Consider the following 26,810-nt stretch of genomic DNA (forward strand, 5'->3'; position numbering starts at 1 on the left):
TTATCCATGACCCAAACCAACCAAGCACACACACTCCCTCTTAAATCACTTCACCTGCCACCCGAGCCAAGCGCTTGGCCTTTGGCTTGGGGATATTGGGGGGGATTGGCGTTAATTGTGATTGTGCTACTGGCCGCTTTTATTACGCATAAGAAGATACGCAACCGTAATCGAGCTAAAAAGGCGGCTTTACACATACTCAATCAACCCGCGCATCAACTCACTATCTCGGAAGCACAAGAGTTATTGCGCCAAGCGGCATTGAGTTACTTTCCACGTGAAGATATCGCTAATTTGACCGGCGATGAGTGGCTGTCCTTCTTAGACTCGCAGTTATCTACGCCTCGCTTTATGGCTAAAAACGAACAATGGCAAATAGGACTTTATTCTTCTGGCGTGAATGAACACCACACTAACCTTGCGCTAATCGAGGACTGTGCTTATTGGCTTGAGCATGCCCTTCCTCCTAAAAGAAAATATCGGAATTGGAATGAATCATGAGCGGTTTTACCTTTGAATGGTGGTGGATGTTCCTTGCATTACCCCTGCCTTATCTCGCATTTCGCTTTCTAAAAGAACAACCAGCAAACGCACTCGTTGTCTTACCACACCTGTCGCAAACCGCGACGGTACAAGACAAAAGTACCCGACTGGCAAAAATTCTCGCTATTTTGGCATGGGTTTTATTGGTGACCGCTAGCGCGCGACCTGTTTGGTATGGCGACCCTATCGAAATACACCCTAAACATCGCGATATGATGCTGGTCATTGACCTTTCTTACTCCATGAGTCAAGAGGATATGCAGCAGGGGAATGACTACATTGATCGCTTATCGGCGGTTAAGCATGTAGTTTCAAACTTTATTGATAAGCGCTCAGGGGATCGCTTAGGGCTGGTTTATTTTGCCGATCATGCTTATTTGCAAACACCATTAACCTTCGATAGAGAAACGGTAAAAGAGCAGTTAAACCAAACGGTTCTGAAGCTAATCGGTACTCAAACTGCGATTGGCGACGGGATTGGGCTTGCCACCAAAACCTTTGTCGATAGCGATGCGCCGCAACGTGTCATGATTTTACTCAGCGATGGCAGTAATAATGCCGGGGTATTGGACCCTATTCAAGCGGCTGAAATTGCAAAAAAATATAAAGCGACGATTTACACCATCGGCGTAGGTGCAGGCAAAATGCAAGTGCAAGATTTCTTTATGACTCGCACCGTAAATACCGCTGAAGATCTGGATGAAAAGTCTTTAACCAAAATTGCAGAAATGACCGGCGGGCAATACTTTAGAGCCCGTGACGCAAAAGACTTGGAACACATCTACGACACAATCAACAACTTACAACCTATCCAAAAAGCTACTCAATCTTGGCGCCCAAGAAACGAGTGGTTTATGTGGCCAGCACTCATTGGTTTCTTGCTGGTCATGGTCACTGTTGTGATAAGGAGAAATGATGTCTAATTTTGAATTTCTTTATCCGCAAGCATTTTGGCTTGTGATACCTGTGCTAATCCTACTTACTTGGATGAAAAGTAGCTCGGCAAACTCGCAAATGATCGCTAAACATTTAGCCAAGGCGATGAGAGATAAAGTGCCACAAAAAAAATGGTCGTATGTATGGCCTTCGATATTTTCTGCGCTGTTGATCATCGCATTGGCAGGCCCAAGCTTTGAAAAACAAAACATTCCGGCCTCTCAATCTGCTCATGCACGCGTGCTAGTGCTAGATATGTCTCGTTCGGTATATGCCAACGATATAAAACCAAGCCGTTTAGACCAAATCAGATACAAAGCGCAAGATATTTTGCCTTTGTTTAAGCAAGGGCAAACAGGATTGGTGGCATTTGCAGGTGACGCGTATACCTTAAGCCCTCTCACCACTGATGCCGCAACATTGGCTAATTTGATACACAATCTATCTCCCGACATTATGCCCATTCAGGGAGCAAGAGCCGATCTTGGAGTAAAACAAGCCATCACTATGATGAAGCAAGCGGGTCTTAACAAAGGTGAAATCTTGTTATTTGCCGATGATCTTGATCAAAGTGAATTAGACAACATCAAAGAGTTACTCAACCACGGTCAATGGTCGTTATCTGTATTAGCCTTTGGCTCCAAAGACGGCGCACCAATTCCGCAAGCTGATGGCTCACTATTGACCACTTCAACTGGCGCCACTGTAATCGCGAAAACACAATTCAACCACTTAAAATCCGCCGCCAGCATCGGAAACGGCCACTTCGCCCAATATCGCCACGACAACCAAGACATCGCCAACCTAGTCACAAACTCAACCTTCGATACCTTAATCTCCGCAAAAACGGGAGACACCCATAAAAAACAGCAGGTAGAAGCAAAGATTAATAACGGCTTTTGGTTGATGCCTTTCGCTCTATTGTGCTTGTTACCTTTATTTCGTAAAGGCTTAGTGTTTTCCTCCGCGCTACTCTTTATCGGCCTAGGGTTGAACACAAATAATGCTCAAGCATCAACCTTAAATAACGCCTTCTCAAACTCAAACCAACGCGGATATTCTGCCTTTCAGAAAAAAGACTTTTCTGGTGCCACCCACTCATTTAAAGACTTTAAGTGGAAAGCAGCTGCTCAGTATAATGCGGGCGATTATGCGGGGGCGATTGATAGCCTACAGGGATTTAAGGATATCGACTCTATTTACAATTTGGGGAATGCGTACGCTCAACATGGTGACTTGGATAAAGCGATTGAAAGCTATGAAGCTGTGCTTAAGCAAAACCCTGATCATGCTGATGCGAAATATAATCTTGAACTTGTCAAAAAACAGCAACAGCAACAGCAACAGCAACAGCAACAGCAACAGCAACAGCAACAGCAACAGCAACAGCAACAGCAACAGCAACAGCAACAGCAACAGCAACAGCAACAGCAACAGCAACAGCAACAGCAACAGCAACAGCAACAGCAACAGCAACAGCAACAGCAACAAAAGTCTGGCGATAAGTCACAGCAGAGTCAATCTAAAGACCAACAAAATAACGGTCAAACCGATAAAAATAATCGTCAACAAGCTGAACAAAATCAGACATCTAGTACGCCTCAATCTAGGTCTCAAAAGCAGGACTTAGATAAGGGACAAAAAAGTAAAAAACCGGAGTCTGAACAAACACCTAAACAGAAAAGTAAATCGGGAAAAGATCAGCAAAAACAAGATCAAGTGAAGCATAGTCAGCAGGCTAAGGAATCCGAAAAGTCAACTCCTGATGGTAAAAAGACGAAGCCGCTGTCTTCGGCATCCAATGGAAAAGCTCAGCAACAGAAAGTTGATCCTGACATGAGAAAATTAGAACAAATAGAAAGTGTTCGAGACCCTAGTTATTTGCTTAAAGCACAGATGCTACTTCAAGCAAAACATAAAGAAACACCGGCATCAAATGGGAAAAGTTGGTAGCGATAATGATTAAATTTAAATCCGTTATTTCCACGTTCGCACTTACTACAGGCTTACTCTGTAGCTTTTCGTCGTGGGCTCTTAATGTCACCGCAAGTGTCAGCAAAACTACAGTCACCAAAGATGAAATTATACAATTAAAAGTGGCCGCAGATGAAAAGCTCGATAGTGATAGCATTAATCTAAATGTTTTATCTGATAATTTTTATGTTAGCCGACCAAGCTTTGGCTCGTCAGTAAATATCATGAATGGTAAACGTACCGATAGTAGCGTATGGACAGTATCTATAGCGCCACGTAAAACGGGAACACTGACCATTCCTGCTTTTAATATCGAAAATGCAAAAACAGCGCCAATTACTTTAAAAGTTACGGAAAATGCGCAAACGCCTGATACTAAAGATCTTATTGAGGTTCGTACTAAATTAGATAGAAAAGAACTCTATCCAAATGAAAGCACCACCTTAAACACTCGAATTATTGTTAAGGTTGATCCTCGCCTTTTGCAGAACCCTAATTTAACGCCACCAAAGGCATCTGGTTTGCAATTAAAAGCATTGGCAGAACCTAAGCAATATCAAGCGGTTGTTGATGGTGTAGAAGTACTTATCATAGATCAAGCATTTCGTGTGACAGGCACGACAAGTGGTGAGTTTACGATCAATGCACCAACGCTCTCTGGTGCAGTACGTTATGGAAACCGTCAAGGTAGCAGCCACATTATATCTTTAGATGACAAGCCTAAGCAGATAGCGATTAAAGTACTGCCTATTCCTGATAACTATCATGGACAATGGCTGCCAACATCTAAATTGGATCTGTCTCAAAATTGGCAGTTAGACAATAACAAAACCATCAATAGTCAATCAGTTACGATTGATGCTGGCGACTCACTAACTCGCACTATTAGCTTGACGGCAGTAGGGCTTACCTCTGCACAATTACCAAATCTAACCATAGAAAATCCAGACGCTTTTCGTGTATATAGTGAAAAACCAAGCTTTGTAGAAAATGATGACGGTAGCGTTACCATGAATACCAAGCAAGTATTAATCGCCAAACAAAGTGGCGAATACACCTTACCAGACGTCACCGTACAATGGTGGAACTCAATAACTAAGCAAGCACAAACAAGTCATGTTGATGGACTAAATATAAAGGTAAACCCTGGCGATAACCCGGAAACTCTGCCTGCGCCCACACCCACAACAAGGCCACCCATGAATTTAGATGCAAACTTAACTGAGCATCCACAAAATATGGACACCCATACTAACGACAATAAATTATGGCAATTATTAACCGCTCTATTTGCTGTGTTATGGCTATTTTCCACCATCATGTGGTTACGAGCTAGACAATACAACTCAACTCCTAAACAGCCATCTTATACAAGCCACATCGAAGGTGATCTGCAACGTCAACTTATAAAGGCGATACAACAAGGCGATTCTATAAAAGCTCAAGATATACTAGAGCGCTGGCTAAAGGCTGAAGATATTAAGCAAAAAGATACAATTGCAATAAAAGCGCAAATAACTCTTATGAATCAATCACTCATAGGAAAAGAATCGAAAGAATGGGACAGCTCTACGCTAATCAAAATGATTAAAAATGCTGAAAGTAACGGAATTAATAAAGAGAATGATCTTGCTCGTCTTTAGTTAATATCTATTAATTACCGCCTTCATTTGAGGGCGGTTTTTATTAGGACACCTAATAAAACCTTTCAACGCCCGCATATAAATAAGCCCGGTTGCGGAATTAATTGAGCCACCCACTATAAAAACCATACTTAAATCACTCTACAATGGATAACAGGGTTTCCATTATTCACCTAGACTGCAATAAATTATCGATATTGGAGTCATATGATGCCCTGTCCTCGCAGAACCCAAATTAGTATCGAAGACACCCCATATTATCACTGCTGTAGCCGAGTGGTCCGCAGAGCTTATCTTTGTGGCCATGACTCTTATTCAGGAAGAAATTATGACCATAGGCGTGCATGGGTTGAATCGCGCCTAATCAAACTTGCTAGTATATTCGCCATTGATGTCGCGGCATTTGCTGTTATGTCGAATCACCTACACGTTGTATTGCGAATTGATGTCGATATGGTCAACAATTGGAGTGACCAGAAGGTAGTGGAGCAATGGCATAAGCTATTCAAAGGTGATGAATTGACTCATAAATTCACCAAAGGTGCATTGATAGAGGAGTTTGAAATATCCACTCTCAAACATAGGATTGCAACCTATCGTAGCCGACTGTGTGATATTAGTTGGTTTATGCGCTGCCTTAATGAACCAATAGCGAGACGAGCAAATCAAGAAGATGAATGTACTGGACGATTTTGGGAAGGCCGGTTTAAGTCACAAGCGTTACTTGATGATGCTGCACTTCTCGCGTGTATGGCTTATGTGGATTTAAACCCCATCAGAGCTAAATTAGCCAAAACCTTAGAAGACTCAGAGCATACGAGTATTCAGCTTCGTATTCGTTCAGCGCTAAAAGGAGAACAACCCAAACCCCTACTGCCCTTTATAGAAAATGAATTTAATCATCAACCAAAGGGAGTTTCATTTTCACTAAAAGAGTATCTCCGACTCGTTGATACTACAGGTCGTATGCTTCAAGAAGGAAAGCCCGGAGCAATTGATGAAACAAGCGCTAACTTGCTGACAAAATTAAATATATCTCATGATAATTGGCTAAAGCTTACATCAGATTTTGGCAAGATCTTCCATGGTCCAGTAGGTTCGTTAGAAGAACTCACTTGTTATTGTGGGCATCTAGAAAAAAAGAGGCGTCACTTCTTAACCTGCTGCCAATACCTTCACGCTAGTTAGCCAATGTCCTAATCTTATATTTCCCCTTTTAGCAGAATGAGGCTATAGGTCAGTTAACTATGCTTCTAAAATAAATTTCTAGCTCAAATCCTGACAATTCTTAGCTGATGACAGAATTTACGCTCACTCCTAATGGCAATTGAACGATTCCAACAACTAAAAGCAAAAATACTATTCATTAACCACATTATTAACAGTGGGTGGCAATATTAATTGATTAAATAATGTAATTTAACAATGGGTGGCATGATTAAATAGATCACTCTGGAAGCAACCATTCAATAAACTCATCAATTTCAGGTGCTTTCGCTTCTGCTGGCCTTAGCAAATAATAGCTCTGTCCCGAAGTAACATGACTAGGGTATGGGCGCATTAGACGGTTTAATTTTAAGTCTTCTTCGGCAAGAGTGATGTCCCCAATAGCGATACCAAAGCCTTGTTGAGCGGCATTCATTGCTTGGTCTAAAGTCGAAAAGATTTGATTTCGCTGACCTTTTTGCGAGGTATTGTTGGATTTTTCCAACCATAGAGCCCAATCGCTATGTGAAGGGTTAGCATGTAGCCATGTAAAGTTAGACAGTTCACTATCATTCCACTGAGACTGATTTCCAACAACTTTATTCCAAAGTTGTGGCGCACAAATGGGAGTCAATTTCTCTTCAAAAAGTATGTGCTCACTTACTGATAATGAATGAAGCGGTCTTCCGTACACTATGACCAAATCAAATGATTCAAAATTCGGGATATGTTGATGCTTAATGCTGGATGTCAACTCAACTTCTATGTCTGGGTGGCCCTGTTGAAATGACATCAGCCTTGGTAATAACCATGAAGTCACACAACTAGGAGCATTGAGCTTTATTCTGTTAGAACGCTCTGCAACCTTTACCACGGCCTTTTTCAGACGATCTACAATGTCTGCAGCCAACGGGACAAACTTACTGCCCTCGACAGTTAGCGCTAATCCCCTAGCCTGACGATAGAACAAAGCAACCCCCGTGAACTCCTCTAATGACTGTATCTGACGACTGATAGCGCCCTGAGTCATATTCATCGCTTGAGCAGCATGTGTAAAGTTCAAATACTCCGCAGTGGCAAGGAAAACTTGCAAACTTTTCGTTGAGGGTAGTCTAGTATTCATAATAATTAGCCATGAGTTAAATACATGGCTAGTATGTGTTTATTTCGATACTTACTCAAACGGTTTTTGATTAAATTAGCCACATAAACACTGAAAACTGAATTGTTAGGCAGTTTTATTAATTTAACATTCATTTAGAGCATTTAACTCATGACATCTTTAGCCGCAAGACTCGCTCCTGAAAGCATAAAAAAACTGATACCTTATCAATCTGCTCGTCGCATTGGTGGTGCAGGTAGACTGTGGTTAAATGCCAACGAATTAGAGCATGGTATTCACTATGCTACACACACTGAAGACTACAATCGTTATCCGGATTTTTTGCCTCATGACATTGCTGTCGCGTATCAAAATTATTGCCAAACCAATGTTCCTGCTGTAGCTGTACGTGGCGCTGATGAAGCCATTGATTTACTTGTAAGAACTTTCTGTAAACCCGGCGCAGATAAAATACTTATTAGCTCACCAACCTACGCAATGTATGAGTTCTGTGCAGATGCAATGGCAGTAGAAACCATTGATGTACCATTAAAAGGTAAAGAATTTCAATTAGATGTCGAAGGTATTATTCAAAAAGCACCTCAAGCAAAAATTGTCTTTTTATGCTCTCCGAATAACCCTACTGGAAACTTATTATCACGTACTGACATAATTTCAGTACTTGAGGGAACACAACACGATGCTTTAGTTGTTATTGATGAAGCTTATATCGAATTTGAATTAGCGGAAACAGTCATTGACCTTATCGCAACATACCCAAATCTAGTTGTAATTCGTACGCTCTCCAAAGCCTTTGGACTTGCTGCGGTTCGTTGCGGTTTCATCCTAGCAAATGAAGACATTATGGAATATGTGCTAAAACTTATTCCTCCTTATCCAATGCCTGATTGTTCAGCAAAAATTGTTCTAGATGCTCTGTCAGCAGAAGGTGTTGATATTGCGTTAAAAAGCACCTCAGAGGTTATCAAAACCAAACATACTTTTATTGAAGCAATCAAAAACAATCAATGGATTGAGCATATTTATCCATCTTCAACTAACTTTGTTTTAATTCGTACAAACTCAAAAGCTCAGCTTTTCAACTACTTAAAAGAAAATGGGGTTGTTACTCGTAATCAATCTCATGAACCAGCACTAAACAACTGCGTCAGAATCACGATAGGCTCGCCAGAGTCGATGATGGAAGTCGCTCAACTCATAAACCAATACTCAATTTCATCGCTCTAAAAAGGGAAATAAGAATGAAAAAGCTCCTACTTGCACTTACTTTTGCCGCCTCACTCTGTTCTGCTAATGTTATGGCTAAACAGGTTCGTCTAGCATCAGATTTCACCTATGCGCCTTTTAACTACAAAAATGCAGAGGGCAAACCTGTTGGATTTGATATTGAAATTGCAGACGCGTTATGTGCTGAAGCAAAGCTTGATTGTACATGGGTGTCTCAAAGCTGGGATGCACTTATTCCTAGCCTTTTAGCTCGTAAATCAGATGTCATTATGGCTTCTATGCGTATTACTGAAGAACGTAAAAAACACGTATTGTTCACTGATAAATACTACCAAACACCAGCACGCTTCGTAGCCAAAGCAGATAGTAATATCAGCATGGATGAGCAAGGTCTAAAAGGTAAAGTGATTGGCGTACAACAAGGTACTATCCACGACCGTTATGTCACTGATAAATTTGGTAAAATCGCAACCATCAAACGTTACAGCGGCCAAGATGAAGTTTACTTAGATATGCAAAATGGTCGTTTGGATGTCACCTTTGGCAATGCTGACCAACTTATGCTGGCTTTCCTAGATAAAGAAGCAGGTAAAGGCTTTGAATTTAAAGGTAAAGCTGTGACAGACAAAGCTTACATCGGTGAAGGCACCGCCCTTGCATTAAGAAAACAAGACAAAGCCTTAGCAGAGAAATTTAACAAAGCTATTGCGACTATTCGTGCCAACGGTACTTACGACAAAATTGCTTCTAAATACTTTAACTTCGATATTTACGGCGCAGACTTAAAATAAAACCCAATATCCCTACACATAAGGTCTGATGCATAGCGTCAGACCTTTCTTTTTTTTTAACCATTAAACCAGACACCCATACATATCCCCTATCAATTAATCGTGACACCCATTGTTAAAAGCTTTCATAAAATAACCTAGAACAGTCTCAAAAGAGCATCACCAAAGATCTTGCCGTAATGTGCCACCCATAGAAAAATCCCTTTGAACAACCCAATCCAGCCCTTACCCCACTCTTTCACTAACATGACACCCATTGTTAAAACACATAGTTAAACAAGCTCACACAGCAAAACCAACAGCCCTCACCTCTACTGTGCCACCCACAACAATCAAAACCCCACCACTCTCATAGCCCATAAATAAAACAACACGATACGTCATTTATTTTGATAGGTTTTTCCTATCGTAATGATAGAAACGTTCAAATTTATCTATGCCGTGTCTTGAGGCAATATAACTCCATCGACGCAATACAGCGTTAACCATTAAATCAAGTAAAGAGAGTGACAAAATGATCAACACAGAAATCAAGCCATTCCAAGCTACAGCATTCAAAAACGGTGAGTTCGTAGAAATTTCAGAGCAAGACGTAAAAGGCAAGTGGGCAATCTTCTTCTTCTACCCTGCTGATTTTACTTTTGTTTGTCCAACTGAGCTCGGTGATCTTGCAGACCACTACGAAGAACTACAAAGCCGCGGCGTAGAAGTTTATTCAGTATCAACTGACACTCACTTCACTCACAAAGCATGGCACGCAAGCTCTGACACAATCGGCAAAATCAACTACTTCATGGTTGGTGACCAATCAGGCGCTATCACAAACAACTTCAACGTAATGCGTGAAGGTCAAGGTCTTGCAGACCGCGCTACATTCCTAGTTGACCCGGAAGGCGTTATCCAAGCAATGGAAATCACAGCTGAAGGCATTGGCCGTAACGCTGGTGACCTACTACGTAAAGTTAAAGCAGCACAATACGTAGCAGCTAACCCTGGTGAAGTTTGCCCAGCTAAATGGGAAGAAGGCGAAGAAACACTAGTACCTTCTCTTGACCTAGTAGGCAAAATCTAAAATTCGAACCTAAATATTATTAGAGTTCAACCGGCACGCTTTGGCTTATCTACTAAAGGTTCAAAGCGTGCCACCTTTACCTTATTAACCATCTTGCATCCCATTTTTATATTTCCCTTTTTTAGCAAGAAGGTATGACACCTTAAGCTACCAACTTTAGAGTAGGCACAATTATGTTAGATCAAGCAATGAAGCAACAGCTCAAAGCATACTTAGAAAACCTAAAAACAAACGTTCAGCTTGTACTTAGCCTTGATGGCAGTGACACCGCTAACAAGCTTCAAGCATTAGCAGAAGATATTGTTTCACTGACTAACAAAATTGAAATTGTTCGTGATGATAACGCGAGTACTCGCCAGCCAATCATGCAAGTGGTCAACCCAGAAAAAGGCACAGCCATTGGTTTTGCTGGTCTACCTATGGGGCATGAATTTACCTCTCTCGTACTGGCACTTCTGCACACTGGTAATCATCCAATCAAATTAGATGCAGAAACTATTGAGCAAATAAAAGAGCTTAATCAGCCACTTAACGTTGAAATCTTTATCTCACTATCATGCCAAAACTGCCCTGAAGTTGTGCAAGCATTCAACATGATGTCGGCAATAAACCCATTGGTGAAAACCACCATGATCGATGGCTCTGCCTTCCAAGAGGAAGTGAAGTCTCGCGATATCATGGCAGTGCCAAGCGTATTTGTGAACGGCGAGCTATTTGGTCAAGGCCGTATGTCGCTTGCTGAAATACTAAACAAAGTAGACTCAGGTGCTGCAGAGAAAAAAGCAGCAAGCTTAGATAAACAAGCGCCATTTGATGTATTAGTGGTCGGCGGCGGCCCTGCTGGCTCTTCTGCGGCTATCTATGCTGCGCGTAAAGGCATTCGTACTGGCGTAGTTGCAGAGCGATTTGGTGGTCAGGTCATGGATACCATGGCAATCGAGAACTTTATCTCCGTCAAAGCCACGACCGGCCCTAAACTTGTCGCAAGCCTAGAAGAGCATGTAAAAGAATACGGCGTTGAAGTGATTACCGAGCAACGTGCCGCCAATATTATCGATGCGCAAGAAACTGAAGACGGCTACATCCATGTTGAGCTAGCAAGCGGCGCAACACTAAAAGCACGTACAGTGATAACTAGCACAGGTGCACGCTGGCGTGAAATGAACGTCCCTGGTGAGCAAGAGTACCGCAACAAAGGCGTCGCGTACTGCCCACACTGTGATGGTCCACTATTTAAAGGTAAGAGCACGGCCGTTATCGGTGGCGGTAACTCAGGCATCGAAGCGGCTATCGACCTGTCAGGTATTGTTAAGCACGTTACGGTTCTGGAATTTGCCGATACATTGCGCGCTGACCAAGTATTGATCGACAAGGCAAACTCGACGCCAAACATTGAAATCATAAAAATGGCACAAACAACTCGTGTACTTGGTGATGGAAACCGCGTAACCGGTCTTGAATACAAAGACCGTAATACTGACGAGCTTGAGCAAATTGAACTTGCAGGCATCTTCGTACAAATTGGTTTAATGCCAAATAGCGAATGGCTAAAAGAGACTAAAGTTGAGCTATCTCCACGCGGCGAAATAGAAATCAATGCACATGGCGCAACCTCAATGAAAGGTGTTTTTGCGGCCGGTGATGTGACTACCGTTCCTTATAAACAAATTATCATCGCTATGGGAGAAGGTGCAAAAGCCAGCCTAGGTGCATTTGACCACCTGATTCGCAACCCAGCACCGGTAAAAAATACTGAAACTGCATAATAACCGAGAGCAAAAGTAAGTAATTACTATCAACAAATCCTCAACTGTAAAAGGCCTGGCATCACTCAATGCCAGGCCTTTGCTATTTTAAACTCACCAATACAACCCAATGTAAACCACTCTTATGCTTGCGTGATCTCAATATCGAAATCATCTTCTTGCTATAAACAGCGCCCACTCAATTAAGCTATGATGATAAAACCTATCTAACCGAGCGCAATAGATGACACTAGCCACAGATTTCGAACCCGTCTTTAAAGACTTCCTAATTAATAGTGCCACCCATGATCTTGCCCACGATATGTCGCATATCAAACGGGTAGTCTGCACCGCAAAAATATTAGCAAAGCAAGAACAAGCCGATCTGTGGGTAATCATACCCGCTGCTTATTTACACGACTGTTTTACTTACCCTAAAAATCACGCTGAGCGTCATCTCAGCTCACAACTTGCCGCAGATAAAGCGCTGCAATTTTTGATCTCTATCGACTATCCCGCTCACACTTATCAAGCTATTTATCATGCTATTGCTGCGCACAGTTTTAGCGCTGATATTGTGCCAACCAGTCTAGAAGCACAGATAATACAAGATGCGGATCGCTTAGATTCACTCGGCGCGATAGGGATTGCGCGCTGTATTCAAGTCAGTAGCAGTTTTGAAGGAAAGTTATATTCTGATAACGACCCTTTTGCAGAAAAAAGAGAGTTAGATGATCATCGCTATGCCATCGACCATTTCTTTACAAAGCTGTTTAAATTGCCCAAAACAATGAATACCAAAGCCGGGCAAAAAGAAGCGAATAAGCGGGCGATTTTTATGCGCCAATACTTAAATCAGCTTAGGCAAGAGATCCTCTGATCTTTAACGTCTCTCTGTCAGATACAAAATGACCGCCGACAATAAACAATATTGAGGCGGTCATTTAAAGTTCTAAATTTAACGTTATTTAAAAATAAACTTACTCAGTCGCAGCTTCCTGCACAGACAATGCCTGCTTAGTTTGCTCTGCTGTTTTCAATATTCCAAGCTCGTGCAGTAGATGTTTAACCAAAATGGCATAAATAAACATCATTGGTAATCCCGCTACAACACACAGTGATTTAATGGTGTTAATGCCGCCACCCGCTAAGAAAACGCTAAAGCTAATTAAAGCAATCGCACCTGCCCACAATAGCTTCACTTTATTATCCGGGTCGCCATTAAGCTCAAGTCTATTTGTGGTCAACATTGCTGTTGCAACACTGGCGCTCGACATTGTTGTCAACATCAAGAAGAACTGAATAATGAGGAACAGACCTAAAATAAACGATTTAGCCGGTAAGGTTTTAATCAATGAAACCACCGCAAAGGTCAATCCACCGTCACTCATCCATTGTTGAACAGGTAGTCCACCTAACATTTGCGCCCAAACTGCATAGCCACCAAAGATTGAGATAAAGAAAGCACAACCTAGCGACCCCATAGAAATGGTCGACAAAATAACTTGGCGAATAGTACGACCGCGAGATATTCGAGTGATGAATAAACCCATCATGATGAGGTAAGCGTAATACCAGAACCAGTAGTATTGAGTCCAGCTTTGTGGGAAACCACTTTGCTGTACTGGGTCAGTCCACATAGACATTCTGAAATAGCTATCGAACATCACGCCAAGTGAATCGGTAAAGTTGTTCAATATAAACTGCGGATTAGTTGAAAACAGCACAAACAACGCAAAACCAATCGCCATCAATACCGTATAGTCTGAAACTTTACTGATACCTTTGTTGAAGCCCACCAACATTACGCACAGTAGCACCACCACAAACAGTAAGATGATGCCGCCTTGCAACAACAAGCCATTTTCGATACCGAAAAGATCCGCCGCACCAGTACTTAACAACGTAACCGTTAAAGATAAAGAGCTAGCAAACGCGGCCAAAGTGCCAAAAATTGCCAGTAAATCAATCGCTTTTGCCACTACAGGGTTAGTACCTACAACCGATTCACACAAGGTAGATAACTTAAGAGTACGCTGTTTTTTAACGTAAAATGCATAAGCAAACGGAATCGCAGGGAAACAATAAATTGACCAACCAGTAATACCCCAGTGGAAAATTGAATAAGTCACCGCCCACGCCGCGGCAGAGAAACTATTAGCTTCAGCAAATAAAGGCGGAGCCTGCAAATAATACATCGGCTCGCCGATACCCCAATAAATCAGAGACGCACCAACACCGGCTGTAAAAATCATGCCGCCGTAGGTAAAGTTGCTGTATTCAGGTTTATCGTCACCTAATTTAATATTGCCGTGCTTAGAAAACGCTAACCAAAGTAGAAAGGCAACCAGAGCTAAACTGGCAATTTGAACTAACCAGCCAAACCAGTTAGTCACAAAAGTCATCGCCCCACCTGCCATTGCTTGGGATTGTTCAGGAAACAAAGCCGAAACAAACAGCAAAACAATGACGAGAATAATGGCAGGAATCGCTAAACCAAAATTAAGATTCTTCACTGTCATCTCTCCATTTAGCTAGCGCGGCAATATGAGAAGGTTGAATACCGCAGCATCCTCCAATAATAGTGGCGCCTGCTTGATACCAAGATTTAGCAAGCTCTAGATAATCCGCCGGAGAGAGTTCACGCATTGACTGAATGGTATCGTTGGCTTCATGCCCTTCAGTAATGGGAGTAAAGCTATTAGCAAAAACGCCAATCACTGCATCAACGCCAGTTTCTTTAATCACGCTATGAGTTATCGCAATGGCTTTTTCCATCACTTCTGGAACAGAGCAATTAAAGAAAATACCGTCAACGCCGGCATTACATGCGGCTTTGGCTACATCAACAACTAATTCACCAGAGCGTAATTTTGCTTCTGTTGAGGCGTCATCTTGCAAAGTGAAAGAGTAATAACAAGGCTTGTCCGTTGCTGAAAGCACCTCACTGATCATCTCAAACTAAGCAATACTCGCGACGGTTTCTGCCAGCCATAGATCTACATTTTTGTCTTGCGCATCAAACAGCGTTTGAGAAATAACGCGAGCTTCATTAACTTCAAACAAATCAGGGCGGTAACTACCAAAAGCAGGTGGAATAGAGCCAGCAACTAGCACTTTTGTCGCACTTTTATCAGCAACTTCTCTTGTTATTTCAGACGCTTTTTTTGCCAGTTCAAAACCTTGTGTTGAATAAAGCTCTTCTCCCAGATGAAAAGGGACACACGCATAACTGTTAACTGTGAGAATTTGAGCTCCCGCATCCACAAAACCTTGGTGGGCTTGGGACACATGCTGAGGTGATTCGATAAGTGCTTGAGCACTCCACAATGGTTGTGAAAAAGGTGCGCCAATTCGTTTTAGCTCTCGCCCCATACCACCATCGAGAATAGTTAAATCTTTCATTTTGAAGGTTCCATACAACTTTAACTGGAAACCTTATATTTAATACAAACTTCTCTCTTATAGATAGTGAAATACATTCAGGCGCAACATGAAGAAATTTCAGGTTAAACGCCGTTATTTCAAACAACAGCAATCATCATTCAAATTTTTCAACAAAATAAACGTTAGATAATCACAAATAAAACATAAAAACTCAAACGAGAATCGCTCTAAGTCTCAATTTTAACAAAATCGCTAATTTACTGAAAAAACCCCTTGATCTATTACAGAAATGCAACAAAATACCTTTTGTAATAAACGTATTTTTTGTAGGGCTTTATGCTTGTTAACACTCAGAAACTAGGTGAATAAAAAATAACATCTACCATAAAAAACAGATATTTCAATGGTTTATATTGATAATCTTTCCATGTTTTTTATGTGGGATTAACGCAAAAAACCGTACAATCACGAACGATAATGATATATTGTATCAATACTTGGTCGGTTATCTATTTGTGTGAATTATGTTTACATTAATGGCTAAAACTGGCTTCGCTTATAACAATAAAGGTAATGATTATGACAAAAAAACTGACAACTGCCGCTGGCTGCCCTGTTGCTCATAACCAAGATGTACTGACTGCAGGTAAACGTGGCCCTCAACTACTACAAGATGTTTGGTTCCTAGAGAAACTGGCACATTTTGATCGTGAAGTGATCCCTGAGCGTCGTATGCACGCAAAAGGCTCTGGTGCATACGGTACTTTCACTGTTACCCACGACATCACAAAATTCACCAAAGCAAATATCTTCTCTGAAATTGGTAAGAAAACAGACTTATTTGCTCGTTTTACAACGGTTGCAGGTGAGCGTGGCGCTGCCGATGCTGAGCGTGATATTCGCGGTTTCGCACTAAAATTTTACACAGAAGAAGGTAACTGGGATCTTGTTGGTAACAACACTCCTGTGTTCTTCTTGCGTGATCCTCTAAAATTCCCAGATCTTAACCATGCGGTTAAACGCGATCCAAGAACTAACATGCGTAGCGCAGAAAACAACTGGGATTTCTGGACTTCTCTTCCTGAAGCACTCCACCAGATCACTATCGTAATGAGTGATCGCGGTATTCCAGCAAGCTACCGCTGCATGCACGGTTACGGAAGCCACACGTTCAGCTTCATCAATGCTGACAACGAAAGATACTGGGTTAAATTCCACTTCAAAACTCAGCAAGGCATCAAAAACCTAACTGACCAAGAAGCACAAGATCTAGTTGGTCAAGATCGCGAAAGCCATCAAAAAGATCTATACGAAAGCATTGAGAACGGTGATTTCCCTAAATGGAATCTACAAGTTCAGATCATGCCAGAAAAAGATGCAGAAACAGTATCTTACAACCCATTTGACCTAACTAAAGTATGGCCACATGACGACTACCCTCTGCATGATGTTGGTGTGTTTGAACTGAACAAAAACCCACAAAACTTCTTTGCTGAAGTTGAGCAGTCTGCATTTAACCCTGCTGCAGTTGTACCAGGTATTGGTTTCTCACCTGACCGCATGTTACAAGGTCGTTTGTTCTCTTACGGTGATGCTCAACGTTATCGTCTAGGTGTAAACCACCACCAAATTCCGGTAAACGCACCTCGTTGCCCTGTACACAGCTACCATAGAGATGGCGCAATGCGTACTGACGGTAACTTTGGTTCAACCATCGGTTATGAGCCAAACCAACACAAAGAGTGGGCAGAACAACCTGAGTTTTCTGAGCCACCTCTTGAGCTACAAGGTGTTGCGACACATTGGGATCACCGTGAAGATGATGATTACTTTACCCAAGCAGGTAACCTGTTCCGCATCATGGCCGCTGATGAGCAACAACGTTTGTTTGAAAACACAGCGCGCGCTATGACTGGCGTATCGCTACCAATCAAACACAAGCACATCAACCACGCGCTACAAGCAGACAAAGCTTACGGCGAAGGTCTTGCTAAAGCGATGGAAATCAACATCGAAGATATCAATCTATAAGGAGTCTTATGTTTGAAGAACTCTTTCAGATCTTTAGCCTAGAAGAAAGCTTTTTGCTTCTATGGTGATAGATCTAATCTAAGGTATTTATATCTTTAGAATGAATGATCAAGCCCTGCAGGTTTCTGACTTGTGGGGCTTTTGTGTTTAAGTAGAACTTGATGATTTACGGTTCGATGTTTTGCAAAAATTTAGGGGAATAAATTGTGGGTGTCTTGATTAATTCTCTAAGGGGATAATTTAAAGCGGAATAAATTTGGCTATACCTCAGAGACAGTATCGACTCAAGGACATGATTTATATGGTTTTTTAATGAGGATGATAGTGTAATTGCGGGTATTTAGAAGCTATTAGCTTGGTGACGATACGTAGCTAAAGATTATGGGTGTCTCGATTAATTTTCCTATTTGTTTTACCTTTGCTCATAAAGTCTAACCAAAGCCAGATGGCTTTGGTTTATCACTTTAATCTGCCAAACAGCTAGCAATTATGAGCAAGAACCACAACAAACACCTGGTTCACCGTGTTTTTTCTTAGGCGCTTCTTTCTCAGTACTTGCATCTGTTTCTGTATTCTGTTGTGTTTGAAGTGCAGCGTTTGTTGCTTGCTCGTCTTTTTTGGCAAATAATTTTTTCACTGAAAATGTCATAATATAGTTCTCTTCTTTAATTAATTTTCATTCACTACACGTTATGGCAGAAACGAATGATGATTTTTTAATATGCATATAAGTTGCATCTGAAATACATGTTATATCGTATTTGATTCAGATCAAGCTTTATTTTGCCAATATCAAAGAATTCGAACGACTCAGCCATACCTTCGGCAGGGTATCGCACATATAGAAATCACCTCTGTTCCGATTAGTACTCCAGCGACAACGTTGACTTTATTTTCTTTACGATAAGTGTCCAATTCTTACTCATATGCTACTGAAATAATTGATGTCTTGTTGCGCAAAATGTTCATCTCCGACGGGTAAAACAAGAACACTTTTTACTCATAAAGATCGATAACATCATCTAGATTTAGACGCAATTACTGCGAATGTGGTTAGAGTGAATCGTGCGGTATTTAGTGTCTCGGAAAATAAGTTTTAACTATGAGTCCTTAAAATGAGTTATGTGGACACCCATAAACAATCAAAAGTGGATCATAGCGAAAAGGCTTGAAAGGTTGTTCACTACAACTCACTCTTTGGCTAAGAGACTGAGTCAGAAATCATGGGTGTCTCTCTTTTTTCAATCTGAATTTTTCATATCTAACAGACAAAAATGACAATGCCAACCTAGACTTGGTTGGCATTATTTTTTAAATCAGCATTCAGTCAGTTAAATCCCTCGATACCTAAACAACCAATATGAGTAACAAGATGGGATCAATACAAACAGCAGTATTGCGACTAAAGAAATATAGAAACTAGGATATATGAGGGTAGTTAATAACAGCAAGGTGCCAGTCACAGCTGAAACTTTGGCTATGAGTCTATGCGTTAATCTCCAATTATTGGTACTGGCCAATGTCCACGGTAGTTTGCATCCAAAGAGATAGTTGGGCTCTATCTTTCCCCAGAAATTACTCGATATGATAAAAAATAATGCGATAGAACAGACCTTTGTTTGACAACCTGCCATATTTTCAGCCATCTCATGGTATTGCGTAAGATTTGCGTAGTGATAACCCAGCATTAGGACACCCATCGCAATAATGGCCTCTTTCGTTGCGAACGTACTATTATCTAAATTCAATTTTGTTGGGCGCAGTTTAACGTACAGCATCGTTAAGAGAATACATGCCAAATAGGTAGTCGGTAAAAATATTGTCGCCACGTTTTTGGTTACATATTGGTATCCCACCCCATCTAAGGTGTATCGCATTGCCAGCATATCTGGCAGTGAGGAGTATGATAAATAGCTGATAAACAACATTAAAAAAAGAATTGCAGCGCATATGATATTTCTAATCATTTGAGGCCCTTAGTATCAATTAATGAATACATGTACGTGAGAACATCCTCCATTAAGGAGGTGTGTACCGTGTAGTAGATATTCCTTCCTTTCCTTGTCTTAATAATCAAATTGGCTGATCTGAGTTTATTTAAATGGTGAGTAACCGATGCTGGCGTGATGTCTAGTTGACTAGCAATGTCAGAAGAGCACAGTTCACCATGCTTTAGCATGTCGAGTATCTTACGGCGATGGGGATCAGATAATGCTTCAAAGATATCTTGCATGATTCTCAGTTTGATAATTAGATGACCATCTAATTATCAAACTGAGCAGGTTCACTGTATATACTTGAATTTTAAATCAAATATTTCATTTTCGGATGTGTAGGCTGCTTTTCAGCCATCGCAACGTGATGTAGTGTGGAAATAATGTGGACACCCATAATTAAATTCAAAATCAATGCATCTAGTGATCTTCAAAGGTGCTTCACTTCCAGCCCATTCTTTGACAAAACAACGGCACTATAAATCATGGGTGTCTCGATAAAACAGGCAGCATTAAACATGGATGTCCACGATAATTAATCGTAGGGGCTTGGAAAAATAACGTAAATAACGTGGACACCCACCATAAAATCAAGAGTAAATGTACAGAATTAGCTTAAGTGACGGTTACTTCCTTACTCATTCTTTGGCAAAACAACGGCACCATAAATCATGGGTATCTCGATAAAACAAAGGCAGCATTAAACATGGGTGTCCACGATAATTAATCGTAGGAACTTGGAAAAATAACGTGGACACCCACCATAAAACCAAGGGTAAACATACAGAACTAGCTTACGTGACGGTTGGCCCCTTACTCATTCTTTGGCAAAACAACAGCGCCATAAATCATGGGTGTCTCGATAAAATTCGATAAATTAAGCTAACTAAAAAGGGCCACTTCATAATAAAGTGGCCCTTTGCGGTATTACTCGATGAAAATAAGCGGTTCGCTGATTTCCTTGGTATCAGGATTCAGCAATTCCATGCCGGTGTAGGCTGGTCCTTGGCCTGCTTCTTTGTTCGGGTATTTCTCCATCATCATTTCGTGGCGTTCTCTCATTCGTGCAAACGAATTGCCGTGCATAACCATGTTCACCAACAGTGGGGATTGCTCTCTTGGATCATTGAGCAAGTCATAATAGGTTGAACCTATACCACTTGCTGCCGTTGGATCGGTATTTATCCAGTGCATTTTGTAATGCTTCTTGACCGTTGCACCCAATTTGTCTCCAGAATAAATATGAACATAATCTCGACGCCCATGCGTATCACCGTTAATCAGCAAAGAGGTTTGGTCGATACCATCAATCACTCTGTCATCTGGGATATTTTCTGTCGCGTTGCCTAATCGAGCAAAGGTAGTGTAAAGGTCTGTCACATGAATAATATCGCCAACGGTCTGCCCGGGTTCTATCATTCCCGGCCACCATGCTTGAGCGGTTACTCGCACTCCGCCTTCGGTAAAGTCTCCTTTACCGCCTCGGAATAAGCCTTCTCCCATGCCCAATCCAGCAGGAGGATTGTGCGTCATTGGCCCGTTATCCGCCATTGCGATGACTAAGGTGTTCTCTTCAATACCGGCTTTTTTCAATGTATCCATTAAAGCGCCTGCCGATGGATCAAGGTTATTCTGATACGCATCCCCCACTATGCCTCGCTGACGAGATGATTTTTGCTGTTCAGGAATAAACGAAACCCACTGTGGCCACCAAGCAACATAAAACGGCTGTTTGGCTGCGGCATTAGTTTCGATAAATTCTAAAGCTCTTCGCTCAGCTTCTTGATCAAATTGGTTATAACAATCTAACGAAACACCACACCACTCTTTTGCTTGTTGCCCTTTATGCCCTTCATAAAAAAGCACAATATCATCACTCATATAAGTATCATCTAAATGGTAAGGATCGGGAGCTAACACGGAATCTTTAAACCCTATGGTCGCATTAGCAGATTCACCTTGTTCGTTCCAAATACTGGCAACTTGGTTATAAATCGCGGCAAAAGCAACGTCAAAACCTTGGTTATGCATATACGACTCTTCTATATCACCAAGGTGCGCCTTACCAAAAAAGCCGGTCGCATAGCCCGCATCAGATAAAATATTCGCCGTTGTCACTGACTCTTCTGAAATGCCATGGTACTCAACGGGGAAACCCACTCTATACATGCCATTTCGGATAGGATGCTGTCCTGTTAAGGCTGCCGCTCGCGTTGGCGTACAAGATGGCTCAGTGTACATGCGGCTAAATAGCATTCCTTCATCAGCCATTTGATTTAGATTTGGCGTATCGTAACCACGTGATTGCTGAATAGCCGGGACACCAATCGCCCCCATAGGTTGGTCATCCCACATAAAGTGAACAATATTAGGCGGTGTTCCATACTCCTCTGCTAGCTCCGCAAGTTTGGCGTCTAAGTCTTTATCTTCAACTTCCCAAACCTTTCCATTTTGCGCTTCAAGAATATAATATTCTGCATCATGAACTACGTTTGAATTAGCTGTTGCGGTAAAAGGAAGTATAGATAATGCTATTGGTAACAGTTTAAAGTTACTCAGCCGCTTATTTGTTGAAATAGTCATTTATATACCTATTGCAAGTTGAAATATTAATATTGAAGTGACATATAATATTCCCTGTATATAATCACCACACAAAACACCAATAGAATATTGGCATTTTATGCTTGTTAATTTAAGTGATAGTGGCTATTCCATTTGCGACTAGATTAATTTTTATGTCTCATAATTAATATCATGAGACATCATCGCTAGGCGTGAATATATTTACCGTTTGCTACAGGCTGTTTAAGAGTACGAAGTATTTGAGATAAGTCTTTATCTGCATGACTAAAAAACTTATGCCAGCCTGCACACAAATAATTTAGACCTGCTTCACCCGTTGCTGTCTTTATAAAACGGTTTTTCGGGCATTCACCAAAGCAGGCAAACTGATAATCACACTGCTGACACTTTTCTGGCAGTTGATTAATTTTATCTAAGCCAAACAATGCCTGCTGACTGCCAAAGGCCAGCGTCGCAAGATCATCTTCTAAAATATTACCGGTTTTATATTCTGGATATACGTAGTGATCGCAAGTGTAAATGTCCCCATTAGGCTCCATCGCCATGCCCTTGCCGCAAACGGGCCCTAAGGTACACATTGGGTTTTGACCACCAGACCAAGCTTGAAGAATCGCTTCAAAATATTGCACATGAACGCGCCCAATATCTTTTTGGTACCACTCATCAAAAATCGCAATCAAAAAGTTACCCCAAGCAATATCACTGACACACCAAGGCTCTACAATTGAACGTGCATTCCCCGGGATAAGCGCCTTATCCCCTTGTTTTGGAATGAAAGAATCACTATTTTCTGAATCCGGAGCGCACTCTCGAAAGTCTTTTTTCTCGACTATAGGAATGAATTGCATGATAGGCGAACGTACCTCATCACGTAAAAAACGATACACCTGCAAAGGATTACGACTGGTTAAATTATTCACACAAGTCAGTGTGGTAAATTGCACCTGATGCAGGTGAAACAAATCAACGGTTTGCATTACTCTATTGAAGGTTCCACGCCCCGATTTATTGGTGCGGTAGCTATCGTGTAGCATTTGCGGACCGTCGATACTCAGACCTACCAGAAAGTTATTTTCTTTAAGAAACTGACACCATTTCTCGTCAATTAACGTTCCATTCGTTTGCAAATCATTGAGGATTTCAACATTGCTAGGGCGGTATTTCGCTTGCAACGTCACCACTTTTTCAAAGAAACTCACTCCCAACAAAGTAGGCTCACCGCCCTGCCAAGAAAATATAATCTGCGATGCATTCTGAGAAGATATGTAGCTTTTAATATAGTGCTCTAATGTTTCGTCATTAATTTCTGGCGAGCAACCTTTTTTATAATCTAACAAACCTTGTTTGCTTAAGTAGTAACAGTAATTACAATCAATATTACATACGGCGCCAATTGGCTTCGCCATAATATGCATTCTTTTTATTTCTTTTCCGTTAAATTCGTTATTTACAAAATTTAAAGTATTACTCATAACTACCTCTTAAATTTTCTAGAAAGACAATCATTTATTGTTATTTTAAATAGTTTGTTTATTGACTAATTGTGTTTCCGGAAACCAGTGACTCCAAACCATCCACGGCATTCCCGAATATAAATTTACGCGCTCAAGTTTCCCTGACGTATATGACCCGTAAGGATCGACCTCTGTTATTTCCCAGTCACGACTGTCATCAACAAAATATGCAGCGACAGTTTGATACTCTTCGTAATTTACAAAAAGAATCTTTTGGTTTGATAACTCAACAACCAACTGATTTTTCTCGGTAAAATCTTCTGTGGTCACCGCTACAGATTCATTGCCTACCTGCACACCCCAAACTTGCTCACCGGTTGCCAATCTGTCGTCTTCTAAGCTCAAGGTCGGGAACATTGGTTCGCCTTCATAATGTGGCTCTAACGCGCTATCAAATAACTTTAATGTCACATGGTCGTATAACACTGGCTCATAATTAAATACCTGCCCTTCTGGGTACAAAGCTTTAAACGACTCCCAAGGCATACGCTGCACCGGGTATTGCTCCAGTTCAGTTTGACTGTATTCAGCCGTTGCCGTCACTTGCTGAATCAACTCGCCACTATTGCGATCAGTAAAAATAAGGTTGTTGTGTACCTGCGCAATAATCTTAAAATCTGTTGGTTGACCGTTCATGTTTGGATTAAACGCCATTGGCAGGTTACTTAGTGCGCAGTAGGTCATCACCGTATCTTGCCCACCAACCACATCACCAGCAATGTGCGGCAGTTGCATCCAATCTCTTGGGTAAGCACGCGCATCACCGTTAATCTCAAGAACAAAAACATCATCATTGGATTGCAGGCGCGAATCTGCTTCTTCTACCGACATAAAGTTCGCGTTATGTTGCTGTGAGCGCAGCCAAAAATCAGGTGCAAACCAGTTAATCAGAAAGGTGCAACCAAGAATCGAAACCACATAGAGCGATAACACCATCTTGCTAAACACCTTGTTACGGGTGGACAACCACAGCGCAGCAACAGCCAGCAGTAGCATGGCAACAGTCAGTAATCCCTTATATTGAAACAAGGTAAATACCCAATCACGAGGCATATTGATAAGCTGGCCACCTTCGGTCAAGGCGACTGAACCTAGCCCACCAATCACTAAACTCAGCGTTATCAAAACCATAATTGCTTTTTTCATGTTGCCACCTCTGCTTTGCTTAATATTTGAGCTAAGTCTAAGGCGAGACTGTGGCATAGCACAGGAATAGCAACTATCACTATTAGTGATTGAGGGGAGTAAGGATTAGTCAAATAAGTCAGAGACCGATCTAGGCTGTTCGATAATGGGATGCAGTAGTGTTGTCAGCCATTTTATCTTGGCGCTGCGTCTAATCGCCGCTTTGGTCACTAATGCCATATCAAGCTTAATTTTTGGGGTTTTAGTGGGATCGCAAACCCGATAACGCAAGGTCTGATATTCATCCATTAGCTGGGTAAGAAGCACTTGATTATCCACAACAATCGAGGGCTCAAGCCTTGGCGCCAACTGTTGATACAAATTCGTATAGTCATTGAATCCTGGCACAAGGTATTTCACAAATTCACCCTGTTCGTGGCCGATGATGCTACCGGTGCCAGAGTGCAAATATTGCTCATGAAAGGCTTGGTTTCTGCCATTCATTGTTGTGATGCCAATATCTACAGCTTCATCAAGGATCAACTGCTCACTCTGTTTATTCCATTGCAACAATTCAATATGCGCGTCAGTGTGTTGACGAATTGCGCTGATGACATCCCTGCCATAAGCAATGATGTAAGGCTCCATCATATGGATGGTGATGGTATCTATATTCTTTGGCGAAAAAAGCCTTGGTTGGACAGCCTTGTGCAAAGCGGTTAACGCTTCGCTCACCCTTGGCTCTATTTCAATGGCATACGCCGTTGGGCTGAACCCATTTTCATCTCGAATAAACAAAGGATCGTCTAGATCTTCTCTTAACTGACCTAAGATTTTAGATACATACGATTGTGAAAAACCACTGCGCTTAGCCGCGGCAGAAGTAGAGCGGGTTTCCATTAGTAAAAGAAACATATCTAGCATTTTAATTTCTAGCATCTAATTCCTCGTCCATGTTCGAATTCGTATGCCAAACTTTTTGTTAGGCTAACCATCAAATGCAACCGCACGCAGATAACTAGCACCTTGAAAGAGTATACCCATTAGTTGAATCGATACTGATTACGATTTAACTTTAATCGTACACATGTCACATAACACACTGAAAATGCGTTAAAAACTAGCATGGACACCCACTCTGTAGCGATATCCATTGCACATTTAAATGCCCCTTAAACGGCAACAGCTTTCCTCAAACAACATGTGTCTAAAACAAATAGACAAAACAAAGATTAGAGCAAAATAAATAGAGACACCCATTAATGGTAGAAGCAATAACAAGCATAAGTTTCGCACTGACAGGATTTCCTATACTCTTAATTAATCACCCATTTTCAAGAGCAAAACATGTCAAATATCGTCTACATCGCCACTAGCCTAGATGGCTATATCGCTGACAAAAACAACCAAATTGATTGGCTGCATGATGTACCTAATCCTGAGCAATCGGACTTCGGCTTTGCCGATTTTATGGATAGGGTGGATGCTTTGGTGATGGGGCGCAACACCTTTGAAATGGTACTGAGCTTTGGTATTGATTGGCCCTATAGTAAGCCGGTATTTGTACTCAGCAATACATTAAAAACCGTTCCTGAAAACTTGCAAAAGACGGTGTTTTTAGTCAGTGGAGAACTGAACAAAATCATTAGTGATTTAGCACAACAAGGGTACAAAGATCTCTATATTGATGGTGGAAAAACCGTTCAAAGCTTTTTAGAGCAAGACCTTATCGATGAATTGATCGTCACTACTATCCCAGTGCTATTAGGCGGCGGCATTTCTTTATTTGGCAATCTTGAAAAGCCATTACAATTTAAACATATACAGGCACAAAGGTTAGCGGATCATATGGTAAAAAACCGCTACCTTCGTCTTCGATAAGCTCAATATAGACGAGTCATTACGGGTGTATT

General features: G+C 41.4%; 21 protein-coding genes and 1 pseudogene. 12 read left to right on the forward strand and 10 right to left on the reverse strand.

Annotation, left to right across the window (positions count from 1 at the left end; translation table 11 throughout):
• Nucleotides 1-6: 6 nt before the first annotated feature.
• The 5 genes from QV280_RS16750 to QV280_RS16770 all read left to right on the forward strand — a co-directional run bounded on the left by QV280_RS16750 (nucleotide 7) and on the right by QV280_RS16770 (nucleotide 6,284).
• Nucleotides 7-501, forward strand: a complete 495-nt coding sequence (locus QV280_RS16750; protein WP_023404224.1) for a DUF4381 domain-containing protein — start codon at nucleotides 7-9, stop codon at nucleotides 499-501.
• Nucleotides 498-1,466, forward strand: a complete 969-nt coding sequence (locus QV280_RS16755) for a vWA domain-containing protein (RefSeq protein WP_152820129.1) — start codon at nucleotides 498-500, stop codon at nucleotides 1,464-1,466. The genes QV280_RS16750 and QV280_RS16755 overlap by 4 nt, the downstream gene beginning before the upstream one ends.
• Nucleotides 1,459-3,432 carry a VWA domain-containing protein gene (locus QV280_RS16760; protein WP_447026283.1) on the forward strand — a complete coding sequence of 658 codons (1,974 nt, stop codon included), beginning with the start codon at nucleotides 1,459-1,461 and terminating at the stop codon, nucleotides 3,430-3,432. Before QV280_RS16755 ends, QV280_RS16760 begins: the two co-directional genes overlap by 8 nt.
• Nucleotides 3,433-3,437: 5 nt before the next feature.
• Nucleotides 3,438-5,096, forward strand: coding sequence for a BatD family protein (locus tag QV280_RS16765; RefSeq protein WP_152820131.1), 1,659 nt, complete (start codon nucleotides 3,438-3,440; stop codon nucleotides 5,094-5,096).
• 207 nt (nucleotides 5,097-5,303) lie between these two features.
• Nucleotides 5,304-6,284: a transposase gene (locus QV280_RS16770; protein WP_216643771.1), complete on the forward strand. Its 981-nt coding sequence runs from the start codon at nucleotides 5,304-5,306 to the stop codon at nucleotides 6,282-6,284.
• A 259-nt stretch (nucleotides 6,285-6,543) separates the two neighbouring features.
• Here QV280_RS16770 and QV280_RS16775 read toward each other — a convergent pair whose 3' ends face one another.
• On the reverse strand, nucleotides 6,544-7,425 hold the full coding sequence (locus tag QV280_RS16775) for a LysR substrate-binding domain-containing protein (protein WP_023404229.1): 882 nt from the start codon (nucleotides 7,423-7,425) through the stop codon (nucleotides 6,544-6,546).
• A gap of 150 nt (nucleotides 7,426-7,575) precedes the next feature.
• Between QV280_RS16775 and hisC the strand changes: the two genes are divergently transcribed.
• The 5 genes from hisC (at nucleotide 7,576) to QV280_RS16800 (ending at nucleotide 13,140) form a co-directional block, all read left to right on the forward strand.
• Nucleotides 7,576-8,652 carry a histidinol-phosphate transaminase gene (hisC, locus tag QV280_RS16780; RefSeq protein ID WP_152820132.1) on the forward strand — a complete coding sequence of 359 codons (1,077 nt, stop codon included), beginning with the start codon at nucleotides 7,576-7,578 and terminating at the stop codon, nucleotides 8,650-8,652.
• A gap of 14 nt (nucleotides 8,653-8,666) precedes the next feature.
• Nucleotides 8,667-9,443, forward strand: coding sequence for an ABC transporter substrate-binding protein (locus QV280_RS16785; RefSeq protein WP_023404231.1), 777 nt, complete (start codon nucleotides 8,667-8,669; stop codon nucleotides 9,441-9,443).
• Between the two features lie 514 nt (nucleotides 9,444-9,957).
• On the forward strand, nucleotides 9,958-10,515 hold the full coding sequence (ahpC, locus tag QV280_RS16790) for an alkyl hydroperoxide reductase subunit C (protein WP_023404232.1): 558 nt from the start codon (nucleotides 9,958-9,960) through the stop codon (nucleotides 10,513-10,515).
• Nucleotides 10,516-10,688: 173 nt separating this feature from the next.
• Nucleotides 10,689-12,281: an alkyl hydroperoxide reductase subunit F gene (gene ahpF, locus QV280_RS16795; protein ID WP_152820133.1), complete on the forward strand. Its 1,593-nt coding sequence runs from the start codon at nucleotides 10,689-10,691 to the stop codon at nucleotides 12,279-12,281.
• Between the two features lie 223 nt (nucleotides 12,282-12,504).
• On the forward strand, nucleotides 12,505-13,140 hold the full coding sequence (locus QV280_RS16800) for an HD domain-containing protein (RefSeq protein WP_152820134.1): 636 nt from the start codon (nucleotides 12,505-12,507) through the stop codon (nucleotides 13,138-13,140).
• Nucleotides 13,141-13,240: 100 nt separating this feature from the next.
• Here QV280_RS16800 and QV280_RS16805 read toward each other — a convergent pair whose 3' ends face one another.
• Nucleotides 13,241-14,776, reverse strand: coding sequence for a BCCT family transporter (locus tag QV280_RS16805; RefSeq protein WP_367869554.1), 1,536 nt, complete (start codon nucleotides 14,774-14,776; stop codon nucleotides 13,241-13,243).
• Nucleotides 14,763-15,665 (reverse strand): annotated as a pseudogene (locus QV280_RS16810) (homocysteine S-methyltransferase family protein). The gene QV280_RS16805 and the pseudogene QV280_RS16810 overlap by 14 nt, the downstream one beginning before the upstream one ends.
• A 561-nt stretch (nucleotides 15,666-16,226) precedes the next feature.
• Here QV280_RS16810 and QV280_RS16815 point away from each other — a divergent pair.
• Complete coding sequence (locus QV280_RS16815; RefSeq protein WP_152820136.1) at nucleotides 16,227-17,678, forward strand: catalase; 1,452 nt, start codon at nucleotides 16,227-16,229, stop codon at nucleotides 17,676-17,678.
• 487 nt (nucleotides 17,679-18,165) lie between these two features.
• On the opposite strand, the gene QV280_RS16820 is transcribed toward QV280_RS16815, so the two are convergent.
• The 7 genes from QV280_RS16820 to QV280_RS16850 all read right to left on the reverse strand — a co-directional run bounded on the left by QV280_RS16820 (nucleotide 18,166) and on the right by QV280_RS16850 (nucleotide 25,836).
• A complete protein-coding gene (locus QV280_RS16820) occupies nucleotides 18,166-18,327 on the reverse strand; it encodes a CCGSCS motif protein (RefSeq protein WP_023404238.1) in 162 nt (53 codons plus the stop codon).
• A 682-nt stretch (nucleotides 18,328-19,009) separates the two neighbouring features.
• The gene (locus QV280_RS16825) at nucleotides 19,010-19,645 is read right to left on the reverse strand and encodes an SdpI family protein (protein WP_052029610.1); all 636 of its coding nucleotides are present in this window, start codon (nucleotides 19,643-19,645) and stop codon (nucleotides 19,010-19,012) included.
• Nucleotides 19,642-19,911, reverse strand: coding sequence for a metalloregulator ArsR/SmtB family transcription factor (locus QV280_RS16830; protein WP_023404239.1), 270 nt, complete (start codon nucleotides 19,909-19,911; stop codon nucleotides 19,642-19,644). Before QV280_RS16830 ends, QV280_RS16825 begins: the two co-directional genes overlap by 4 nt.
• A 688-nt stretch (nucleotides 19,912-20,599) precedes the next feature.
• Nucleotides 20,600-22,255, reverse strand: a complete 1,656-nt coding sequence (locus tag QV280_RS16835; protein WP_152820137.1) for a sulfatase-like hydrolase/transferase — start codon at nucleotides 22,253-22,255, stop codon at nucleotides 20,600-20,602.
• Between the two features lie 188 nt (nucleotides 22,256-22,443).
• Nucleotides 22,444-23,730, reverse strand: a complete 1,287-nt coding sequence (locus QV280_RS16840; RefSeq protein WP_253912533.1) for an anaerobic sulfatase maturase — start codon at nucleotides 23,728-23,730, stop codon at nucleotides 22,444-22,446.
• Nucleotides 23,731-23,775: 45 nt separating this feature from the next.
• Complete coding sequence (locus tag QV280_RS16845) at nucleotides 23,776-24,918, reverse strand: DUF3179 domain-containing (seleno)protein (protein ID WP_172972799.1); 1,143 nt, start codon at nucleotides 24,916-24,918, stop codon at nucleotides 23,776-23,778.
• A gap of 105 nt (nucleotides 24,919-25,023) precedes the next feature.
• On the reverse strand, nucleotides 25,024-25,836 hold the full coding sequence (locus QV280_RS16850; protein ID WP_152820140.1) for a LysR family transcriptional regulator: 813 nt from the start codon (nucleotides 25,834-25,836) through the stop codon (nucleotides 25,024-25,026).
• A 408-nt stretch (nucleotides 25,837-26,244) separates the two neighbouring features.
• On the opposite strand from QV280_RS16850, the gene QV280_RS16855 reads away from it, so the two are divergent.
• A complete protein-coding gene (locus QV280_RS16855) occupies nucleotides 26,245-26,778 on the forward strand; it encodes a dihydrofolate reductase family protein (RefSeq protein ID WP_152820141.1) in 534 nt (177 codons plus the stop codon).
• The last annotated feature ends 32 nt before the right edge of the window (nucleotides 26,779-26,810 follow it).

Source organism: Vibrio sp. B1Z05 (assembly GCF_052955985.1).

What these genes read in the sequence shown, in the direction of transcription:
- QV280_RS16750 (WP_023404224.1), top strand. Translation starts at nt 7, where the DNA reads ATGACCCAAACCAACCAAGCACACACACTCCCTCTTAAATCACTTCAC.
- QV280_RS16755 (WP_152820129.1), top strand. Translation starts at nt 498, where the DNA reads ATGAGCGGTTTTACCTTTGAATGGTGGTGGATGTTCCTTGCATTACCC.
- QV280_RS16760 (WP_447026283.1), top strand. Translation starts at nt 1,459, where the DNA reads ATGTCTAATTTTGAATTTCTTTATCCGCAAGCATTTTGGCTTGTGATA.
- QV280_RS16765 (WP_152820131.1), top strand. Translation starts at nt 3,438, where the DNA reads ATGATTAAATTTAAATCCGTTATTTCCACGTTCGCACTTACTACAGGC.
- QV280_RS16770 (WP_216643771.1), top strand. Translation starts at nt 5,304, where the DNA reads ATGATGCCCTGTCCTCGCAGAACCCAAATTAGTATCGAAGACACCCCA.
- QV280_RS16775 (WP_023404229.1), bottom strand. Translation starts at nt 7,425, where the DNA reads ATGAATACTAGACTACCCTCAACGAAAAGTTTGCAAGTTTTCCTTGCC.
- hisC (WP_152820132.1), top strand. Translation starts at nt 7,576, where the DNA reads ATGACATCTTTAGCCGCAAGACTCGCTCCTGAAAGCATAAAAAAACTG.
- QV280_RS16785 (WP_023404231.1), top strand. Translation starts at nt 8,667, where the DNA reads ATGAAAAAGCTCCTACTTGCACTTACTTTTGCCGCCTCACTCTGTTCT.
- ahpC (WP_023404232.1), top strand. Translation starts at nt 9,958, where the DNA reads ATGATCAACACAGAAATCAAGCCATTCCAAGCTACAGCATTCAAAAAC.
- ahpF (WP_152820133.1), top strand. Translation starts at nt 10,689, where the DNA reads ATGTTAGATCAAGCAATGAAGCAACAGCTCAAAGCATACTTAGAAAAC.
- QV280_RS16800 (WP_152820134.1), top strand. Translation starts at nt 12,505, where the DNA reads ATGACACTAGCCACAGATTTCGAACCCGTCTTTAAAGACTTCCTAATT.
- QV280_RS16815 (WP_152820136.1), top strand. Translation starts at nt 16,227, where the DNA reads ATGACAAAAAAACTGACAACTGCCGCTGGCTGCCCTGTTGCTCATAAC.
- QV280_RS16820 (WP_023404238.1), bottom strand. Translation starts at nt 18,327, where the DNA reads ATGACATTTTCAGTGAAAAAATTATTTGCCAAAAAAGACGAGCAAGCA.
- QV280_RS16825 (WP_052029610.1), bottom strand. Translation starts at nt 19,645, where the DNA reads ATGATTAGAAATATCATATGCGCTGCAATTCTTTTTTTAATGTTGTTT.
- QV280_RS16830 (WP_023404239.1), bottom strand. Translation starts at nt 19,911, where the DNA reads ATGCAAGATATCTTTGAAGCATTATCTGATCCCCATCGCCGTAAGATA.
- QV280_RS16835 (WP_152820137.1), bottom strand. Translation starts at nt 22,255, where the DNA reads ATGACTATTTCAACAAATAAGCGGCTGAGTAACTTTAAACTGTTACCA.
- QV280_RS16840 (WP_253912533.1), bottom strand. Translation starts at nt 23,730, where the DNA reads ATGAGTAATACTTTAAATTTTGTAAATAACGAATTTAACGGAAAAGAA.
- QV280_RS16845 (WP_172972799.1), bottom strand. Translation starts at nt 24,918, where the DNA reads ATGAAAAAAGCAATTATGGTTTTGATAACGCTGAGTTTAGTGATTGGT.
- QV280_RS16850 (WP_152820140.1), bottom strand. Translation starts at nt 25,836, where the DNA reads ATGCTAGAAATTAAAATGCTAGATATGTTTCTTTTACTAATGGAAACC.
- QV280_RS16855 (WP_152820141.1), top strand. Translation starts at nt 26,245, where the DNA reads ATGTCAAATATCGTCTACATCGCCACTAGCCTAGATGGCTATATCGCT.